The 15,893-nt window shown below is 72.1% G+C and carries 18 protein-coding genes and 1 pseudogene; 14 read left to right on the top strand and 5 right to left on the bottom strand.

All coding sequences use genetic code 11. The features are described from left to right. Positions 1-38: 38 nt before the first annotated feature. The 5 genes from G7070_RS09560 (at position 39) to G7070_RS09540 (ending at position 4,667) form a co-directional block, all read left to right on the top strand. Positions 39-392, top strand: a complete 354-nt coding sequence (locus G7070_RS09560; RefSeq protein ID WP_166233543.1) for an iron chaperone — start codon at positions 39-41, stop codon at positions 390-392. 18 nt (positions 393-410) lie between these two features. Next, a complete protein-coding gene (locus G7070_RS09555; RefSeq protein WP_206079710.1) occupies positions 411-800 on the top strand; it encodes an MmcQ/YjbR family DNA-binding protein in 390 nt (129 codons plus the stop codon). 83 nt (positions 801-883) lie between these two features. After that, positions 884-2,656: an MBL fold metallo-hydrolase RNA specificity domain-containing protein gene (locus G7070_RS09550; RefSeq protein ID WP_166233541.1), complete on the top strand. Its 1,773-nt coding sequence runs from the start codon at positions 884-886 to the stop codon at positions 2,654-2,656. Positions 2,657-2,973: 317 nt separating this feature from the next. After that, positions 2,974-4,047 carry a glycerophosphoryl diester phosphodiesterase membrane domain-containing protein gene (locus G7070_RS09545; protein WP_166233540.1) on the top strand — a complete coding sequence of 358 codons (1,074 nt, stop codon included), beginning with the start codon at positions 2,974-2,976 and terminating at the stop codon, positions 4,045-4,047. Positions 4,048-4,145: 98 nt separating this feature from the next. Continuing rightward, positions 4,146-4,667, top strand: coding sequence for a GNAT family N-acetyltransferase (locus tag G7070_RS09540; RefSeq protein WP_166233539.1), 522 nt, complete (start codon positions 4,146-4,148; stop codon positions 4,665-4,667). Between the two features lie 73 nt (positions 4,668-4,740). On the opposite strand, the gene G7070_RS18660 is transcribed toward G7070_RS09540, so the two are convergent. From G7070_RS18660 to G7070_RS09525, 3 genes are all read right to left on the bottom strand, one after another. Further along, on the bottom strand, positions 4,741-5,106 hold the full coding sequence (locus G7070_RS18660) for a DUF2848 family protein (RefSeq protein WP_431977942.1): 366 nt from the start codon (positions 5,104-5,106) through the stop codon (positions 4,741-4,743). A 231-nt stretch (positions 5,107-5,337) separates the two neighbouring features. Next, positions 5,338-5,817, bottom strand: a complete 480-nt coding sequence (locus G7070_RS09530) for an ATP-binding cassette domain-containing protein (protein ID WP_166233538.1) — start codon at positions 5,815-5,817, stop codon at positions 5,338-5,340. Between the two features lie 39 nt (positions 5,818-5,856). After that, positions 5,857-7,263 carry a TIGR01777 family oxidoreductase gene (locus G7070_RS09525; RefSeq protein WP_166233537.1) on the bottom strand — a complete coding sequence of 469 codons (1,407 nt, stop codon included), beginning with the start codon at positions 7,261-7,263 and terminating at the stop codon, positions 5,857-5,859. A gap of 197 nt (positions 7,264-7,460) precedes the next feature. Here G7070_RS09525 and G7070_RS09520 point away from each other — a divergent pair, with 197 nt between their 5' ends. The 7 genes and pseudogenes from G7070_RS09520 (at position 7,461) to G7070_RS09500 (ending at position 11,821) form a co-directional block, all read left to right on the top strand. Next, positions 7,461-7,766: a hypothetical protein gene (locus G7070_RS09520; protein WP_166233536.1), complete on the top strand. Its 306-nt coding sequence runs from the start codon at positions 7,461-7,463 to the stop codon at positions 7,764-7,766. A gap of 847 nt (positions 7,767-8,613) precedes the next feature. Further along, positions 8,614-8,754, top strand: a complete 141-nt coding sequence (locus G7070_RS09515) for a hypothetical protein (RefSeq protein WP_206079709.1) — start codon at positions 8,614-8,616, stop codon at positions 8,752-8,754. 106 nt (positions 8,755-8,860) lie between these two features. After that, positions 8,861-9,304: pseudogene (locus G7070_RS19905) on the top strand (ABC transporter ATP-binding protein); the annotation flags it as partial. Positions 9,305-9,495: 191 nt separating this feature from the next. Further along, complete coding sequence (locus G7070_RS18655) at positions 9,496-9,984, top strand: TOBE domain-containing protein (RefSeq protein WP_246226986.1); 489 nt, start codon at positions 9,496-9,498, stop codon at positions 9,982-9,984. Then, positions 9,981-10,346, top strand: a complete 366-nt coding sequence (locus G7070_RS17780) for a sugar ABC transporter permease (protein WP_206079707.1) — start codon at positions 9,981-9,983, stop codon at positions 10,344-10,346. The genes G7070_RS18655 and G7070_RS17780 overlap by 4 nt, the downstream gene beginning before the upstream one ends. Positions 10,347-10,649: 303 nt before the next feature. Then, positions 10,650-10,874, top strand: coding sequence for a hypothetical protein (locus tag G7070_RS17775; protein ID WP_206079706.1), 225 nt, complete (start codon positions 10,650-10,652; stop codon positions 10,872-10,874). Beyond that, positions 10,874-11,821 carry an ABC transporter permease gene (locus G7070_RS09500; RefSeq protein WP_206079705.1) on the top strand — a complete coding sequence of 316 codons (948 nt, stop codon included), beginning with the start codon at positions 10,874-10,876 and terminating at the stop codon, positions 11,819-11,821. The genes G7070_RS17775 and G7070_RS09500 overlap by 1 nt, the downstream gene beginning before the upstream one ends. Here the strand turns inward: G7070_RS09500 and G7070_RS09495 are convergent. Further along, entirely contained in the window at positions 11,787-13,550 is a 1,764-nt protein-coding gene (locus tag G7070_RS09495; protein WP_166233535.1) for a DEAD/DEAH box helicase, read from the bottom strand. The genes G7070_RS09500 and G7070_RS09495 overlap by 35 nt on opposite strands. Positions 13,551-13,874: 324 nt before the next feature. On the opposite strand from G7070_RS09495, the gene G7070_RS09490 reads away from it, so the two are divergent. Next, a complete protein-coding gene (locus G7070_RS09490; RefSeq protein WP_166233534.1) occupies positions 13,875-15,173 on the top strand; it encodes an ABC transporter substrate-binding protein in 1,299 nt (432 codons plus the stop codon). Here G7070_RS09490 and G7070_RS09485 read toward each other — a convergent pair. Continuing rightward, complete coding sequence (locus tag G7070_RS09485; protein ID WP_206080120.1) at positions 15,166-15,531, bottom strand: NUDIX domain-containing protein; 366 nt, start codon at positions 15,529-15,531, stop codon at positions 15,166-15,168. The genes G7070_RS09490 and G7070_RS09485 overlap by 8 nt on opposite strands. Positions 15,532-15,701: 170 nt before the next feature. On the opposite strand from G7070_RS09485, the gene G7070_RS09480 reads away from it, so the two are divergent. Then, complete coding sequence (locus G7070_RS09480; RefSeq protein ID WP_166233533.1) at positions 15,702-15,890, top strand: DUF5302 domain-containing protein; 189 nt, start codon at positions 15,702-15,704, stop codon at positions 15,888-15,890. The last annotated feature ends 3 nt before the right edge of the window (positions 15,891-15,893 follow it).

Genomic DNA, 15,893 nt, shown 5'->3' with positions numbered 1-15,893 from the left:
CTGTCCGGCGCCGGGGCCGGACGAATAGAGTGCCGAGCATGTCAGTCATCGACGACTACCTGGCCGGCGTCTCGGGGGCGCACCGCGAACGGCTCGACGAACTGCGCGCGCTCATCGAGGCCAACGTGCCCGAGGTGGAGTTGGCGCTGTCCTACGGCATGCCGACCTACAAGCTGAACGGCAACCTCGTGCACTTCGCGACGGCGAAGGGCCACGTCGGCTTCTACCCCGGCCCCTCCGGCGTCGCGTTCGCCGCCGAACGGCTGGACGAGCTCGGGCTGAAGTACAGCAAGGGCGCGATCCAGTTCCCGCTGGACCGCCCGCTGCCCACCGACCTGATCGCGGACATCGTCGCGTTCCGCGTCGCGGAGCAGGCGCAGAAGGGGCGCTGAGCGGTGTCGCATCCGCTGATGTTCGCCCCCGACGACGACCTCCTGGCCACCCTGCGGGAGTTGTGCCTGGCCTACCCGGGGGCGTCCGAGCGGATCAGCCACGGCCGTCCGAACTGGTTCACGACCCGCACGTTCGCCAGCTACGGCGGGCACGTGAAGGGGTCGCACGACGACACCTCGCTCGCGCGCGCCCTGCTCGTCAAGCCCGACCCCGACCACCGCGACCTGCTGCTGGGCGACGACCGCTTCGTCGTCCCCGCCTACGACGGGCCCTACGGCTGGCTCGCGCTCCCCCTGGACGCCGAGGAGCCCGACTGGGACGAGGTGGACGCCCTGATCGAGGAGTCCTACCGGCAGACCGCCCCACCCGCCCGGCAGCGCGAACTGGACGCACTCCGGCCGTCCTGACGCCCTCCTTGGCCCGCCCGCCGGGCGCGACGGGTGCGCAGCGGACCTTCCCGCGGCCCCGGGAGCATGCCAGAGTGGGGCGCATGGCGAGCACACCCTCGACGACACTGACGTTCCTCGGCGCCGCCGGGACCGTCACCGGGTCGAAGTTCATGGTCACCGTCGGCAGCCGCCGCGTCCTCGTGGACGCCGGCATGTTCCAGGGCGAGAAGGAGTGGCGCCTGAAGAACTGGGACGAGTTCCCCGTCGACCCCGCCACGATCTCCGACGTGGTGCTCACCCACGCCCACATGGACCACGTCGGCTACCTGCCCGCCCTGGCGCGCAACGGCTTCGACGGCCCCATCTGGTGCACCCAGGGCACCCGCGAGCTCGCCGAGATCGTCATGCGCGACGCCGCCAAGCTGCAGGAACTCGAGGCCGAGGACGCCAACGAGCGCGGCTACTCCAAGCACGCGCCGGCGCTGCCGCTGTACACCACCGAGGACGTCGAGGACCTGCTGCCCCAGTTCGTCGCGCTGGAGTACGACACCGACTTCGAGCTCACCGGCAACGAGCGTCCGGGCTTCACCGCGTCGCCCGACGAGACCGTGACCATCCGGCTGACGCGCGCCGGCCACATCCTCGGCTCGGCCTCGGTCAACCTCTGGACGCCGACCGCGTCGGCGCTGTTCTCCGGCGACCTGGGACGCCACGACCACCCGGTGCTGCGCCCCCGCGACACGCCGCTCGGCGCGCCGACGGTGCTGATCGAGTCGACCTACGGCGACCGGGAGCACCCCGAGCCGGACGGCCTGCCGCACGAGGGGTTCGCCGACGTCATCCGTCGCACGATCGAGCGCGGCGGCAGCGTCGTCATCCCCGCGTTCGCGATCGACCGCACCGAGGTCGTGCTCAAGACGATCTCCGACCTCGAGCGCGAGGGCCGCATCCCCGACGTGCCGGTGTTCGTGAACTCGCCCATGGGCGTCCGGGCGCTGCGGGTCTACCAGTCGCACCCCGACGAACTGCGCCCCGACCTGCGGCCCGAGGACTTCGTGAAGGTGCCCGACCTCACCACGGTCGAGTCGCCCGAGGACTCCAAGAGGCTGACCGCCAAGGAGGGTCACGGCCCGGCGGTGATCATCTCCAGTTCGGGCATGGCGACCGGCGGGCGCGTCCTGCACCACCTCGAGGCGCTGCTGCCCGACCCCAAGAACGCGGTGATCCTGACCGGCTACCAGGGCGTCGGGACGCGCGGACGCCAGCTGTCCGAGGGCGCCGACAAGGTCAAGATCAACGGCAAGTACGTCCCGGTGCGGGCCGAGATCTACCACGACCACGAGTTCTCGGTGCACGCCGACGGCTCGGACCTGCTCGACTGGCTCAAGGAACTCGAGCCGCGCCCGCAGACCGTCTACTGCGTGCACGGCGAGAAGGACTCGGCGGCGAACCTGGCGGCCCGCATCAAGCGGGAGCTCGGCGTCAACGCCGTGGTGCCCGCCTACGGCGAGGTCGTGCTGCTCGACACCGACGGCGCGCCCGCCGCCGACCGGATCGTCAAGGCCCCCGTCCCGGCGCCCGACCGCGGACGCCCGCCCGCCGAGCCGTCCCCGCGCCGCCGGCGCCGCGGCCAGGCGCGCGCCGCCGCGCCCGCACCCGCTGCCGCTGCGCCCGCGGCGTCCGGGGCATCCCGGGGGTCCGGGGAGGCGCCGCGGTACAAGCTCATCACGGGGCTGAACGACGCGGACTTCGAACGCAAGGTGAACGACGCGCTCCGCGAAGGCTACGAACTGCAGGGGCCGCCCTCGGTGGCCTACGACGGCAAGGACATCGTCGTCGCCCAGGTCCTGATGGCGCCAGGAGGCTCCCACTAGGCCGGACGCGCCCTCCGCTCCGGCGTGCGAGCGGACGCCCGGGGAACGCACGCCCGGAGCCCCCGTGGGGAGTTGTCCACAACCTGGGCACCGGTTCCCCGAGGCGAGGGGGGCCTGTTGTTAGGATCCCTGCGTGACTTGGTCCATGCCGCAAAATGCCGCCCCCATGCCCCGAACCAACCCACGGCGCCTCCCGGCCCGCTCCGGCTCGGCGATCTGTTCTCGTCGACGATCGCCACCTACAAGCGGGGCTGGAAGCTCTACCTCCCCTCGTCATCGCCCCGATCCTGATCTCCCTGGTCGGCATCCTCATCGTCGTGGCGATCATCGCCGCGGTGATGATGCCGCAGGTCCTCAGCGGGCGCCCCGATCCGGGCGCGCTCATGGGCTCGATCATCGGCGTGTCCCTCCTAGGCGTCCTCATCATGGTGGCGCTCTCGATCTTCACCTACGTCTTCTACGCCCGCATGATGGTGGCCACGCTCGACTACGCGACGGGCCGCACCGTTCCCACGTGGGCCACCCTCACCGAGCGCACCCGCGGCCTCATGGGCCGCCTGGTGGGCTTCATCCTGATCTGCGCGGGCATCGGCCTGGCCGCCTACGTGGTCTTCGCCAGCATCCTGTTCGCCGTGATCGCCGGCAGCGGCGGCAACCCGAGCGGCGGCGCGACGTTCCTCATCGTGGTCGCCACCATCGCGCTGATGGTCGCCGCCGTGTGGGTCAGCGTCAGGATCACCTACGCGCTGGTGATCATGGCCGAGGAGGGCCTCAAGGCCTGGGACGCCCTCAAGCGTTCGTTCGCCCTCACCAAGGGCGCCTGGTGGCGCACCTTCGGCTACCAGCTCGTCATCGGGCTGGTCGTCGGAATCATCACGTCGATCCCGCAGGGCATGATCACCGGCGCGGCGCAGAGCGCCGCCCAGGGCCAGGGCGCCGGCGCCATGGGCTTCATCGGGGGCCTCCTGGCGTTCGTGCTGAGCATCGCGCTGATCCCCGTCTCCTACATCTGGATCGCCCTGATGTACCTCGGCCGCACCCGCGAGGTGGCCAACGCCGGCGCCGGGTACCCGGTCGGCCCGTCGTTCCCCGGCGGCGCCCCCTGGAACGATCCCGGTCAGCCCTTCGGCCAGACGCCCGGCCAGTACGACGACGGCGCCCGCTACGCCGCCGACCCGCAGCAGCCCTACCCCGGCGCACCGGAGGCCCCCGGCCAGTACGGCGCCCCGGGCCAGTACGACGCCTCCGGCCAGTACGGCGCGCCGGATCAGCCCGGCCAGCAGGATCCCTTCGGCCGCCCGGACGCACAGCCCGGCCAGGGCGGCGAGCAGAAGCCCGGCGAGGGTGGCTCCCCCACCGACGACGACTTCTTCGGACGCCCGAAGAACTGACCCGACCGCCACAGGCCCCGCCGCGCCGTCCAGCGCGGCGGGGCTTCGTCGTCGACCGCCGTTTTGCCCCGGGGACGAAACGGGTGTCCAATCGTGGCATGGAGATCCTCGCCGAGCTCGACGGGGCCACGATCATTCGTGCCACCCGCGAGCACATCCCCACCATCGAACGCCTCCTCGCGGACGACCCCACCTCCCCGCAGCACGTCGCGACCACCACGCTGATCAGCGACGAGGTGCTGGGGCCGACGCCGGGCGACAGCGACCTGGAGGCGGCCTTCGAGCGGATCGACTCCGACCCCAACCAGTCGCTGCTCGTCATCCTCGACGACTCCGACCGCATCATCGGGACGCTGCAGCTCTCGTTCGTCACCACCATGGCCCGCGGCGGCGGGATCCGGGCGTTCTGCTCCGGCGCCCGCATCCGGGCCGGCGCCGACAGCATCGCCATCGGCAAGGAGGTGTTCGCCTGGATGGTCGGCTACGCCAAGAGCCGCGGCGCCCGCGTCCTGATGGTCACCACCGACAAGGACCGCGCCCACATCCACGGCTTCTTCACCACCATGGGCTTCCGCGCCACCCACGACGCGCTGACCCTGCCCCTGTGCCCCAGCAAGTAGCCCCCTGACGTCGCGGAGCCCGCGGGTCGCCGAGGCGTCCCGCGGGCTCCGTCGCGTCCGGCGCGGCCGGCGCTCACTGCCAGGCGGCCGGCAGCACCTCGACGTCGTAGCGGACGCGGCTGGTATGGCCGGCGCCGTCCGACAACTCGACCGCCCAGGCGTCGGCGAACTGGTCGACGCCCTGCTTCATCGGGATGGTGCCGCTGATGAACACCGTGCCCGGCTTGAGCAGCCCGGCCTCCCCGAGGCGCTCCACCCAGTAGTCGACGCCGAGCAACTGGGCCGGCGAACCATCCTGGATGACCTCCTCGACGCCGTCGTTCGTGACGGTGCCGACCAGGGAGAAGTCGTCGAAGGCATCCTTGATGTCGCCCCAGCGCCACGCGACGTCGCCGAGGAAGTCCGGCGCCGACTGCTTGCTCCACGCCACGCCGTGCACCTCGAGCAGGTCGCCGGAGCGGCTGCGGCCTTGAGCAGGCTCAGCCCCACCAGGCAGCGGACCAGGACGGGGAGCGGCCACCCGGCGAGCACGCCGACCGCCGCCACCCCGAACAGCGCCAGGCCCGCGGCCTGGTCGACGACGCGCACCAGCGTGGACGCCGCGAGCGGGGCCAGGACGGGGCGGGTGACCGCGATGAGCCAGCGCGCGAGGGTCCGGCGTCCGACCGGTTCAGGCGTCGACACGGGCACCTCCCTCGCTCAGCCGACCCGCCCGCAACTCCAGCGTCCGCGCGCCCGTCAGCGACGCGGAGGCGCGGTGCGTCACCAGGACGACGGTGCGGTCGGGTCTCAGGCGGTCCAGGGCGTCGAGGATGATCCGCTCCGACTCCAGGTCGACCTGCGAGGTGGGCTCGTCCAGCAGCAGCAGCGAGCGCCGCGACAGCAGCGCCCGCGCGAGGGAGAGCCGCTGCGCCTGGCCGCCCGACAGCGCCAGGCCGCGTACCCCCGTGGGGGTGTCGAGCCCGCGGGGCGCGGCGGCGACGAAACCGTCCAGCCCCACGTCGGCCAGCGCGCGCCACAGCTCGTCGTCCGCGGCGTCCGGGTTCGCGATCCTGAGGTTGTCGGCGATGGTGCCGGTGAACAGCCAGGTGGTCTGCGCCACGAGCCGCCTGCGCGCCGAGTGGGCGAGCGGCCGGGACGGACGGCACATCCGGCGGGCAAGGCACGCGGTTCGGGCGAGTGCGGCGGCTCAGCGCATCAGCGCGTGGCGCAGAGCGTCCGACAGGGCCCCCTGGGCGAACCAGAACCCCGTGTCGGCGAGCTTGACCGACGAGACGCGCTGGTCGGTGTCGATCATCTGGTCGTAGCCGACGCCGCCCAACACGAGCTTCGGCCCGATCGCCGGGGTGGGCACGAGCGCCGGCCGGTGCAGCACCCGCCCGAGCGTCTCGGCGAACTCCTGCTGCGTGACCGGCCGCGGGGCGACCAGGTTGAGCGGCCCCTCGGCGGCGTCGGCGAGCGCGACGTGCGCGAACCCCCGCACCGCGTCGTCCAGCCCGATCCAGCTCTGCCAGGCGTCGGCGGCGGCGAGGCGTCCGCCCAGCCCGATCGAGAACAGCGGCACCTGCGGCGCGAGCGCCCCACCGACCTCGGACAGGACGATGCCCGTGCGCATCCAGGCGGTCCGGACTCCGGCGGCCGCGGCCGGCGCGGCGGCGCCCTCCCACGCGCGGACCACGTCGGCCAGCAGCCCCTCCCCCGGCGCGGAGGCCTCGGTCAGCAGTTCCCCCGGACGCCGCGGGCCGTACACGCCGATGGCCGACGCCTGGACGAGGGTCGGGATGCCAGCGTCCACCACGCCCCGGGCCAGCGTGGCCGATGCGCCCAGCCGCGAGCGGAGGATGGCGTCGCGGTGCGCCCGGTTGAAGCGCCCCAGCAGCGGTTCACCCGCGAGGTTGATCGCGACGTCCGCGCCGGCCAGGGCGCCGGCATCGAGGCGTCCGTGCGCCGGATCCCAGCGGACCGCGTCGGTCGCGACGCCCGAGCGGATCAGCCGCATCACCGCGTGCCCGCCCGTGCTGAGCAGCGCCGCGAGCTGGGTGCCGATCATGCCGCTGCTGCCCGCGATCACGACCCGACGCGGCGGGGACGCGAGGCGTGCGTGCAGGTCGAGGTCGTCACGGAGTTGCCGCTCCCGGAACGCGAACATGCCGTCGAGCTGCATCTCGATCAGGGCCAGCGGGAGGCGTCCGGGCAGGGTCGGGGGCAGTTCGTAGGTGACACGGTCGGTGATGATCGTGGAGCCTGCGGGGCCGTCGCGGAAGAGGTGCTCGTGCCGCCAGCTCGCGAACGGCCCGCTGACCTGCTCGTCGACGAAGCTCCGGCCCGGCTCGAGCTCGGTGTGCCGGACGCGCCAGCGGGCGCCGACCGGCCCGCGTCCGCCGCGGCGCGGGATCGAGGGCAGCAGTCCGGCCAGCAGCGGATGCGAGATGACGAGGTCCGCGGTGGAGCCGACCTCGATGCCGTCGCTGAGCGGCCGCAGCACCGTGACCATGCCGGGCGGGCTCAGCCGGACGAAGGCACCGGGTCGGGTATGCCAGGCGAAGACGTCCTCGCGCGGGAACGGGTAGCGCGAGTCGCGCTCGAAGACCGGCATCGCTCCTCCTCGGGCGGTCGCGCGCCGCCGCTGCGCCCACCTTAGCCACCGACGCGCGCCCGCGGGCGCGCGTCGGTGTGGGCGGGGTCACGCTCCCGGTGTCCGTGGGGCAGGCCCAGTGCGAGCTGAGTCAGCGCTCCCCCCGCCCGCGGGCGCGCGCTGACGCCGGTCCGGCGCGAGGCTGAGACAATGGGGGCATGGTGCTGCGCTTGAACCGGAAACCGCTCCCCGAGATGACCTCGGAGTCCAAGCCGCTGTTCCAGCACGGCTACTTCTGGCTCGGGATCACCGGCGTGATGCTGCTCACCTGGTGGCTGCGCGACCGCACCCCCGCCGAATGGCCGCTCGTCGCGACACCGCTCACCGTGGCGGTCACGCTGTTGGTGATGGCGGCGGTCATCAAGGCCAAGCCGCGCCGCACCAAGGCGGCCGTCACCTGGGGCGTGGTGCTGTTCTTCGTGCTGCTCGGCGGGATCCTGGCGCTCGCGCTCCCGTTCTTCTGAGCCCACCCGGGGGCTGCCCGCAACTCGACGCGGACGGCGGGTGCGGCCCACCGGAATACGAACGGCGCGGATGCGGCCCACCGGAATGCGGACGACGCGGATGCGGACGGCGTGGGCACCGCAGGCGCGTCGCGACACGAGTCCACTCTGATCCTCCAGCCGCACCGCTGCGAAGCCCCCTCGTTCGGGCCGTCTCCGCTGACGCGCAGCCACCCCGCTCCGAACCGTCCCACTGAGGCGCAGCCGCCCCTCCGTCCGCTCCCACTGCGGTGCAGCCGCCCCCGTTCGGGTCAGTCGCCCCCGTTGCTGCGGGGGCAACTGACCCAAAACGGAGCGTCTCGTTCCAAACGCGAGCGGCTCGTTCCAAACGCGGGCGACTCGACGCAAACCCGGGCGATGGTCCCAAACGCGGGCGACTCGGCGCAAACGCGGGCGACTCGTCCCAAAAGCGGGCGACTCGTCCCAAACCGGGGCGACTCGACGCAGACCCGGGCGACTCGTCCCAAAGCGGGGCGACTCGACGCAAACCCGGGCGACTCGACGCAGACCCGGGCGACTCGTCCCAAACCCGGGCGACTCGACCCAAACCCGGGCGACTCGACCCAGACCCGGGCAGCTCGTCCCAAACGCGAGCGACTCGTCCCAAACCCGGGCGGGTGGGCACAAGCGGGGGCCACTCGGCGCCGACGCGGGCAGCCCGACAACGCGGCGGCGGGTACTCACGCGAGCTGCCCGGCACCGACGCGGGCGCCACGCGCCGCCCCGCTCACGATCTCAGTGCCGACACCTCCCCGGCCCGGCCATCAAGGGCGCCACGCTCGACAAGGCTCCCGAGGCCAACCAGAAGGTGATCAAGGAGTTCGGCCGTCCGTGGTTCGACGACCTGATCGCGTCCGCGCCGAAGCACACGCCGCTGCCCCCGGCCGCGATGGTGAAGGCGTTCGATATCTGGGACCGCGAGGTCGGTGCCGGCAAGTACAAGAAGTGATCGTCGCCGCGTCCCCGGTACCCGGAAGGGCCGGGGACGCGGCACGACCCACCCCGTCACGACCCGACCACCGAGGCGGACCGCCTCACCCGAAGGAAGAGACACGATGGCGATCACGGCCGGCACGTTCGAATCGCTCGAACTGGACAACGTGGGACGCAGCTTCGCCGGCCTGGCGGCGCTGAGCGGCCTGGACCTGACCGTTCGGGCGGGCGAGTTCATCGCCCTGCTCGGGCCGTCCGGGTGCGGCAAGTCCACCGCGCTCAACTGCCTGGCGGGGCTGCTGCCGCTCACCCACGGCGAGATCCTGCTCGACGGGCGGCGCATCGACACCCTCCCGAGTGAGAAGCGCGGCTTCGGGATGGTGTTCCAGAGCTACGCGCTGTTCCCGCACCTCACCGTCGAGCGCAACATCGCGTTCGGGCTGCAGATGCGGCGGCTCCACGCGTCCGAGATCGCGACGCGGGTCAAGGAGGCCATCGCGCTGGTCAAGCTCGAGGAGCACGCCAAGAAGCTGCCCGGCCAGCTGTCGGGCGGCCAGCAGCAGCGCGTCGCCATCGCCCGCGCGGTCGCCACCCAGCCCTCGCTGGTGCTGATGGACGAGCCGCTGTCCAACCAGGACGCCACGTTGCGCCTCGACATGCGCACCGAGATCCGGCGCCTGCACCAGGAACTGGGGCTGACCACGATCTACGTCACGCAGACCAGGAGGAGGCCCTGTCGCTGGCCGACCGGCTCGTCGTGCTGCGGGAGGGCCGCGTCCAGCAGATCGGGACGCCGGAGGACCTGTACGACCACCCGCAGAACTGGCACGTCGCCGACTTCATGGGCTACCGCAACCTCCTCACCGGACGCCTGGCGTCGATCGAGGGCGACCGTGCGCGGGTGGACCTGGACGGCCTCAGCCTCACCGGGCCTCCCATCGGGGCGCCGACCGTCGGCGCCGAGGTGCGGGTCGCGATCCGCCCCGACGACCTCGTCGCGGTGCCGCCGGGCGAGCCCCGTCCGGACAACGCGATCGACGGCACGGTCCTGGTGGCGGAGTACCACGGCAGCGAGTTCAGCGTCGGCGTCGACAGCCCCGTCGGCCTGCTGCACGTCCGGACGCCGCTGGCGCCGCAGGTCGGCGAGCCGCTCACCCTGACCGCCCGCCGCGAGCGCGTCCTCGTCTTCCCGGCGGTGCTGGGGTCGGGGGCCGAGCCGGCCCGCGCGGAGGCGTCCGCATCATGACCACCGCGTCCACCGCCCGCCGGGCGCCGCGCAGCACCGCGAGCCTGCGGCACCGGCTCGCCGAGCGGGGCGTCGACGCCTCGCTGCTGTTGCTCGTGCCGGCGCTGGTCTTCACGCTGGTCCTGTTCGTGTACCCGTTCAGCTACGGCATCGTTCTCACCCTGCAGCCGAACCTCGCCACCCAGCAGCAGTCGGGCGGCGGGGTGTTCGCCAACTACGTGGCGTTCTTCACCGACCCGTTCTGTTCGACTCCGTGTGGATCACCATGCGGCTCGCCCTGCCCGTGGCGCTGTTCAACGTGGTGGCGTCGATCCCGGTCGCGATGGTGCTGCGCCGCCGGTTCCGGGGCAAGCGCCTCATGACGTCGATCCTGGTGCTGCCCATCACGCTCGGGACCGTCCTGACCGCCCAGGGCTTGCTGATCTTCGCCGGACGCCACGGCTGGATCAATCGGTTCCTGATGGGCATCGGCCTCGCCGACGAGCCCCTCACGCTGGTCAACAACTACCTGGGCGTGGTGTTCTCCCTCGTCATCACGGGATTCCCGTTCGCGTTCCTGCTCATCTCGTCCTACCTGTCCGGCATCGATCCGTCCCTGGAGGCCGCCGGCCGGACGCTCGCCGCTGCTCGCGCCGGGGCTGGCCACCACGTTCATCCTGACCTTCGTGCTGGCGTTCTCGGTGTTCCCGTCGGCCCGCCTGGTCGGCGACCCCACCGGGGAGACCCGCGTGATGGCGCTCATGGCGTTCCGCGCCTTCGGCGAGCAGAACGACTACCCGATGGCGTCCACGATCGCTCTGATGATGGGCGTGGTCGAGCTCGCCGTCGTCGCCGTGGTGCTGCTGTGGCGCTCGTTCCTCTACAAGGGCTCGACAGGAGGCAAGGGCTGATGACCACCGACACCGCCGCCGCCCCGCGCCGCGCCCGCCGCAAGCCCGCGGCGTCCCGGCTCCCCGGCGAGCGCTCGCTCGCCGCCTCCCCCTCGACGTGGTTCGTGTGGGCGGGGATGATCGTCTTCCTCGTCTTCCTGATCGGGATCATCGTCGCCGTCGTCGTGGACTCGTTCGGCAAGCAGTGGTTCAACACCTGGCTGCCGCTGGAGTTCACGACCAGCTGGTACACCGGCGCCTGGTCGCGCTTCAACCTGACCCGCGTCATCGGCGTCACGGTCGGCGTGGCGCTCGCGGTCGTCGTGCTGTCGGTGCTGATCGGCGTCCCGGCGGCGTACCTGCTGGCCCGGCGCGACTTCCCGGGCAAGAAGGCCGTCTCGCTGCTGTTCCTGCTGCCGATCCTGATGCCGCCCATCACCTACGGCATCCCGCTGGCGACCGTCATGTACTCGTTCGGGCTCGGACGCAGCATCATCGCCGTGATCCTGGTGAACCTCGTGCCGTCGGTGCCGTTCGTGATCCTGACGATGACGCCGTTCATCGAGCAGATCAACCCGGCCATCGAGTCGGCCGCGCGGATGTGCGGGGCGTCGCTGCGGCAGGTCTTCACCCGGATCCTGGCGCCGCTGCTGATCCCGGGCATCCTGGCCGCCGGGATCCTCGTGCTGGTGCGCACGGTGGGCATGTTCGAGCTGACGTTCCTGGTGTCCGGTCCCACCTCCGACACCCTCGTCGTGGGCGATCTACCGCGCCATGACCTCGGCGGGCGGCGGCGAGGCCCGCCAGCTCATCTCGGCGATGGCCGTCATCTACACCACCACGATGATGGTGATGCTGCTCGTCGCGCTGCGCTTCGTGAACCCGACCCAGCTCGTCGCGCAGGTGAAGGAGGCGCGGGAGGACTGAGCGCCCTCAGGGGCGGTTGTTCCACTCGCGGATCCGGGTGATCCGCGCCTCGACCTGGTCGGTGGTCGCCTGCGCCAGCGTCGGGCCGCCGCACTGGCGACGCAGCTCGGCGTGGACGTGGCTGTGCGGCACGCCCTTCACCCGCGCGTACTGCGCGACCAGGGTGTTGAGCTCCTTGCGGCGCGACGCCAGCGCGCGGTGCAGGGCGACCTCGGGCGCGACGCGCTCGCGGCGCTGCGCCCGGTCATGGCGGCGCACCTGCCTGCTTTGCCGCTCCCGCAGCAGGCGGGTGATCTGGTCTGGCTCCAGCAGGCCGGGCAGGCCGAGGTAGTCGGCCTCGTCGTCGGAGGTGGGCACCGCGTGCATCCCGAACTGCTGGTTCTCGAACAGCACGTGGTCGAAGGTCGCGGACGAGTCGATCGCCTCGAAGGCCCCCATCAGCTCGTCGGACGCGTTCTCGCGCCGGTTGGCCGCGGCGAGCAGCGCCTCGGCCTCCTCCCACACGTCGACGACCTCGTCCTCGCCGGGCTTCTTGCCCAGGACGTGGTCGCGCTGCCGCTCCAGCGAGGACGCGTGCGCCAGGATGATCGGCACCGTCGGCAGGAAGACGGTCGCGACCTCGCCGCGCCGGCGCGTCCGCACGAAGCGGCCGACCGCCTGGGCGAAGAACAGCGGCGTCGAGGTGGCGGTCGCGTAGACGCCGACGGCCAGCCGCGGCACGTCGACGCCCTCGGACACCATGCGGACCGCGACCATCCAGCGGTCCTCGGACGCGGAGAACTCCTCGATGCGCGCGCTGGCGCCCGCGTCGTCGGACAGCACCACGGTCGGCTTGGTCCCGGTCATGGACTCCAGCAGGCGCGCGTAGGCCCGCGCGTTGGTCTGGTTGGTGGCGATCACCAGACCGCCGGCGTCCGGGACGTGGCGGCGCACCTCGCTGAGCCGCTTGTCCGCGGCCTTGAGCACCGCGCCGATCCACTCGCCCTTGGGGTCGAGCGCGGTGCGCCACGCCTGGGCGGTGATGTCCTTGGTCGTCAGCTCGCCCAGGTTGGCCTCGATCTGGTCCCCGGACTTGGTGCGCCACCGCATGGGGCCGCCGTAGTTCATGAACACGACCGGGCGGACCACGTGGTCGCGCAGCGCCTCGGCGTAGCCGTAGGTGTAGTCGGCCCGCGACACCAGCGCCCCCGACTCGGCCGGCGCGTAGGTGATGAACGGGATCGGGTTGTCATCGGAGCGGAACGGGGTGCCCGTGAGCGACAGCCGCCGGGTGGCGTACTGGAACGCCTCGCGGACCGAGTCGCCCCAGGCCAGCGCGTCCCCGGCGTGGTGCACCTCGTCGAGGATCACCAGCGTCTCGAAGTTCGAGGTGAGCGTCTGGTAGGCCAGCATCGCCGCCGCGACCCCCGCGTACGTGACGGCGACCCCGTCGTACTGCCGCGACCGGCCACGCTTGCGCCCGCCGGTGCCGGGGTCGAGCTGGATGCCGACCTTCGCCGCCGCGTCGGCCCACTGCACCTTCAGGTGCTCGGTGGGCGCGACCACGATGATGCGGCGCACCACCCGGGCCTGCAGCAGCTCCACCGCGACGCGGAGCGCGAAGGTGGTCTTGCCGGCGCCCGGCGTCGCCACCGCGAGGTAGTCCCGCGGCGCCGCCTCGAGGTAGCGCTCCAGTGCCTCGGCCTGCCACGCGCGCAGCTTGGAACTCGTCCCCCAGGGGGCGCGCTGCGGGAACGCCGGGCCGAGCCGGTCGAAGGCGGACTGGCTCAACGGGTCGCCTCGACGGGGCGGGGAGCGCGGGGGCGACCGGGAGCGAACATAGGTGACGAGGGTAGCTCGCGATCCATCCCCGGCGGGTCACCGTCCCACGCGGGTCGCGCCGCGGCCCATCCGTGTCGTTCTGGTGCCCCCAGCCACACGGCCCCTCTGCATCACCGGCCGTGCCGGACGTTCGCCCGGCCACGCAGGCCGCCTCGGGGCACCAGGACGACATCACGGCGCTTCCCAGGGCAACCCGCCGCCACCACTTCCCGGCGAGAAAGCGCTTACCGTAATGTCGGCTCATCCACCCACCTCTCATCGAGGAGTCGCATCATGAACCCCACCCTCTCCCGCCGCGCGCTGCTGCTCGGCGCCGGCGCCCTGTCCGCGGCCGCCCTCGCCGGCTGCTCCTCCAGCGCCGCACCGCAGGCGACCGCCGGCCCCGCCAAGCTCCAGTTCAGCTTCTGGGGCCCCGACTTCTACCAGCGGTTCACCCAGCAGATGGTCGACGCGTTCGCCGCCGAGCACGCCGACATCACCGTCGCCACGCAGCCCTCCGAGTGGAGCAGCTACTGGGACAAGCTCGCGACCATGGTCGCCGGCAACACCGCGCCGGACGTGATCAACATGGACGGCAAGTACCTCGCCGAGTACGGCGGACGCGGCGTGCTGGCCGACCTGACCAAGGTCGAGGGCCTCGACCTGAGCGGCCTGACCGACGACGACCGCCAGGCGGGCACCTTCGAGGGCAAGCTGTACGCCCTGTCCACCGGCAGGAACGCCTTCGCCCTGTTCGCGAACCCCGCCGTGTTCTCCGCGGCCGGCGTTGCAATGCCCGACGACTCCACCTGGACGTGGGACGACTACCTCAGCACCGCCCAAGCCATCACCAAGGCGTCGCCCGAGGGGACCGTGGGTGCCACCGGCGGCGGCACCTACGCCGACCTGACCATCTACCTGCGCCAGAAGGGCCAGGACCTGTTCAGCGCCGACGGCGTGGGCTACACCGACGACGTCCTGGCACAGTGGTTCGAGCTGCAGAAGACGATCATGACGTCGGGCGCCGGCTTCAACAGCGCCAGCAAGGCCCAGGAGGACGGCTCGGTCCCCTACGAGCAGCAGGCGTTCCCGACCGGCAAGTCGGCGATGTTCTGGTCGTGGACCAACCAGCTCGCCAACGCGCAGAAGGCGACCGGCCAGGACGTGTCGATGCTGCGTCCGCCGTCCTTCACCGGCAAGGCCGCCGAGAACGGCCTGTTCCTCAAGGCCAGCATGTTCTGGTCGATCGCGGCCAAGTCTCCCCAGCAGAAGGCGGCGGGCACCTTCGTCGACTTCCTGCTCAACAGCCCTCAGGCCGCCAAGATCCAGCAGTTGAACCGCGGCGTCCCCTCGTCCGAGGCGGCGCTCTCGGCGATGGAGGCCGACCTGTCCGCCACCGACAAGTACATCGTGGAGTGGCTGGCCCAGGCCGGGAAGGACATTACGCTCCCCTCGCCCACGATCCAGCCCGAGGGTGCGGCGGACAGCCAGAACTCGATCGCGCGGGCGCTGCAGGAGGTCCGGTTCGACCGGCAGACGCCCGCGGCGGCTGCCAAGCAACTGACCGTGGAGATCACGGGGATGATCAGGTAGGCATCACCTGCAGCGCCTCGCGCAGCCGGTCCAGGAACGGGACCTGGCCCTGCGTGAGGCGGGTGCGGGCCTTCGCGAGGTCGAACCAGCCGGCGCGGTCCACCTCGGGGTAGGTCTGCATCCGGCCGGACCGGCGCGGCCACTCGACCTCGAAGGTGTTGCTGGACACGAACGCCAGGTCGAGGGTGGCCCCGACGGCGAACCCGTGCACGCGCTTGCCCGAGCTCAGCCGGACCTCGCCGAGGTCCAGCAGGTCGCCGGGGGGTGCGGGGACGCCCACCTCCTCGAGGAACTCGCGGCGCGCCGCGTCCGTCGGAGACTCCTCCCCGGGACGTACATGCCCTTGGCCAGGGACCATCCGCCCTGGTCGCGGTGTCCCCAGAACGGCCCACCCATGTGGACGATGAACACCCGCAGCGCGCCCTCGTCACACGTGTACGGCAGGAGGCCGGCGCTGTAGAGGGTCATGCGCCTATGGTGCCACCCCCGCCACTGGACGCCGCCGAGGGGAGGTGCCAAGGTGAGGGAATGAGTGACGCGGCGAAGCAGGCAGACTCCACCCCCGATCCCAAGGAGCAGATGCGTGCGGCGCTGGAGGCCAAGCGCGCCGCCCAGCACGGCAGTGCGGCCGGTGGTGAGAACAAGCGCAAGGCGGCCGGAGGCCCCCACGGTCAGCAGGGCGGCAAGCGCACCTTCCGCCGCAAGTCCGGAGGGTAGAAG

Source organism: Propioniciclava coleopterorum (assembly GCF_011393335.1).
Taxonomy (GTDB): Bacteria; Actinomycetota; Actinomycetes; order Propionibacteriales; family Propionibacteriaceae; genus Propioniciclava; species Propioniciclava coleopterorum.
Note: the sequence above shows the minus strand (reverse complement) of the source record. Positions and strands in the feature narration are given on the sequence as shown.

Bases quoted from the DNA above. Each gene is read 5' to 3' on its own strand.
- G7070_RS09540 (WP_166233539.1), top strand. From the start codon at position 4,146: ATGGAGATCCTCGCCGAGCTCGACGGGGCCACGATCATTCGTGCCACC.
- G7070_RS09525 (WP_166233537.1), bottom strand. From the start codon at position 7,263: ATGCCGGTCTTCGAGCGCGACTCGCGCTACCCGTTCCCGCGCGAGGAC.
- G7070_RS09555 (WP_206079710.1), top strand. From the start codon at position 411: ATGTTCGCCCCCGACGACGACCTCCTGGCCACCCTGCGGGAGTTGTGC.
- G7070_RS17780 (WP_206079707.1), top strand. From the start codon at position 9,981: ATGACCACCGCGTCCACCGCCCGCCGGGCGCCGCGCAGCACCGCGAGC.
- G7070_RS09530 (WP_166233538.1), bottom strand. From the start codon at position 5,817: ATGTGCCGTCCGTCCCGGCCGCTCGCCCACTCGGCGCGCAGGCGGCTC.
- G7070_RS09480 (WP_166233533.1), top strand. From the start codon at position 15,702: ATGAGTGACGCGGCGAAGCAGGCAGACTCCACCCCCGATCCCAAGGAG.
- G7070_RS09485 (WP_206080120.1), bottom strand. From the start codon at position 15,531: ATGGTCCCTGGCCAAGGGCATGTACGTCCCGGGGAGGAGTCTCCGACG.
- G7070_RS09520 (WP_166233536.1), top strand. From the start codon at position 7,461: ATGGTGCTGCGCTTGAACCGGAAACCGCTCCCCGAGATGACCTCGGAG.
- G7070_RS09490 (WP_166233534.1), top strand. From the start codon at position 13,875: ATGAACCCCACCCTCTCCCGCCGCGCGCTGCTGCTCGGCGCCGGCGCC.
- G7070_RS09500 (WP_206079705.1), top strand. From the start codon at position 10,874: ATGACCACCGACACCGCCGCCGCCCCGCGCCGCGCCCGCCGCAAGCCC.
- G7070_RS09550 (WP_166233541.1), top strand. From the start codon at position 884: ATGGCGAGCACACCCTCGACGACACTGACGTTCCTCGGCGCCGCCGGG.
- G7070_RS09560 (WP_166233543.1), top strand. From the start codon at position 39: ATGTCAGTCATCGACGACTACCTGGCCGGCGTCTCGGGGGCGCACCGC.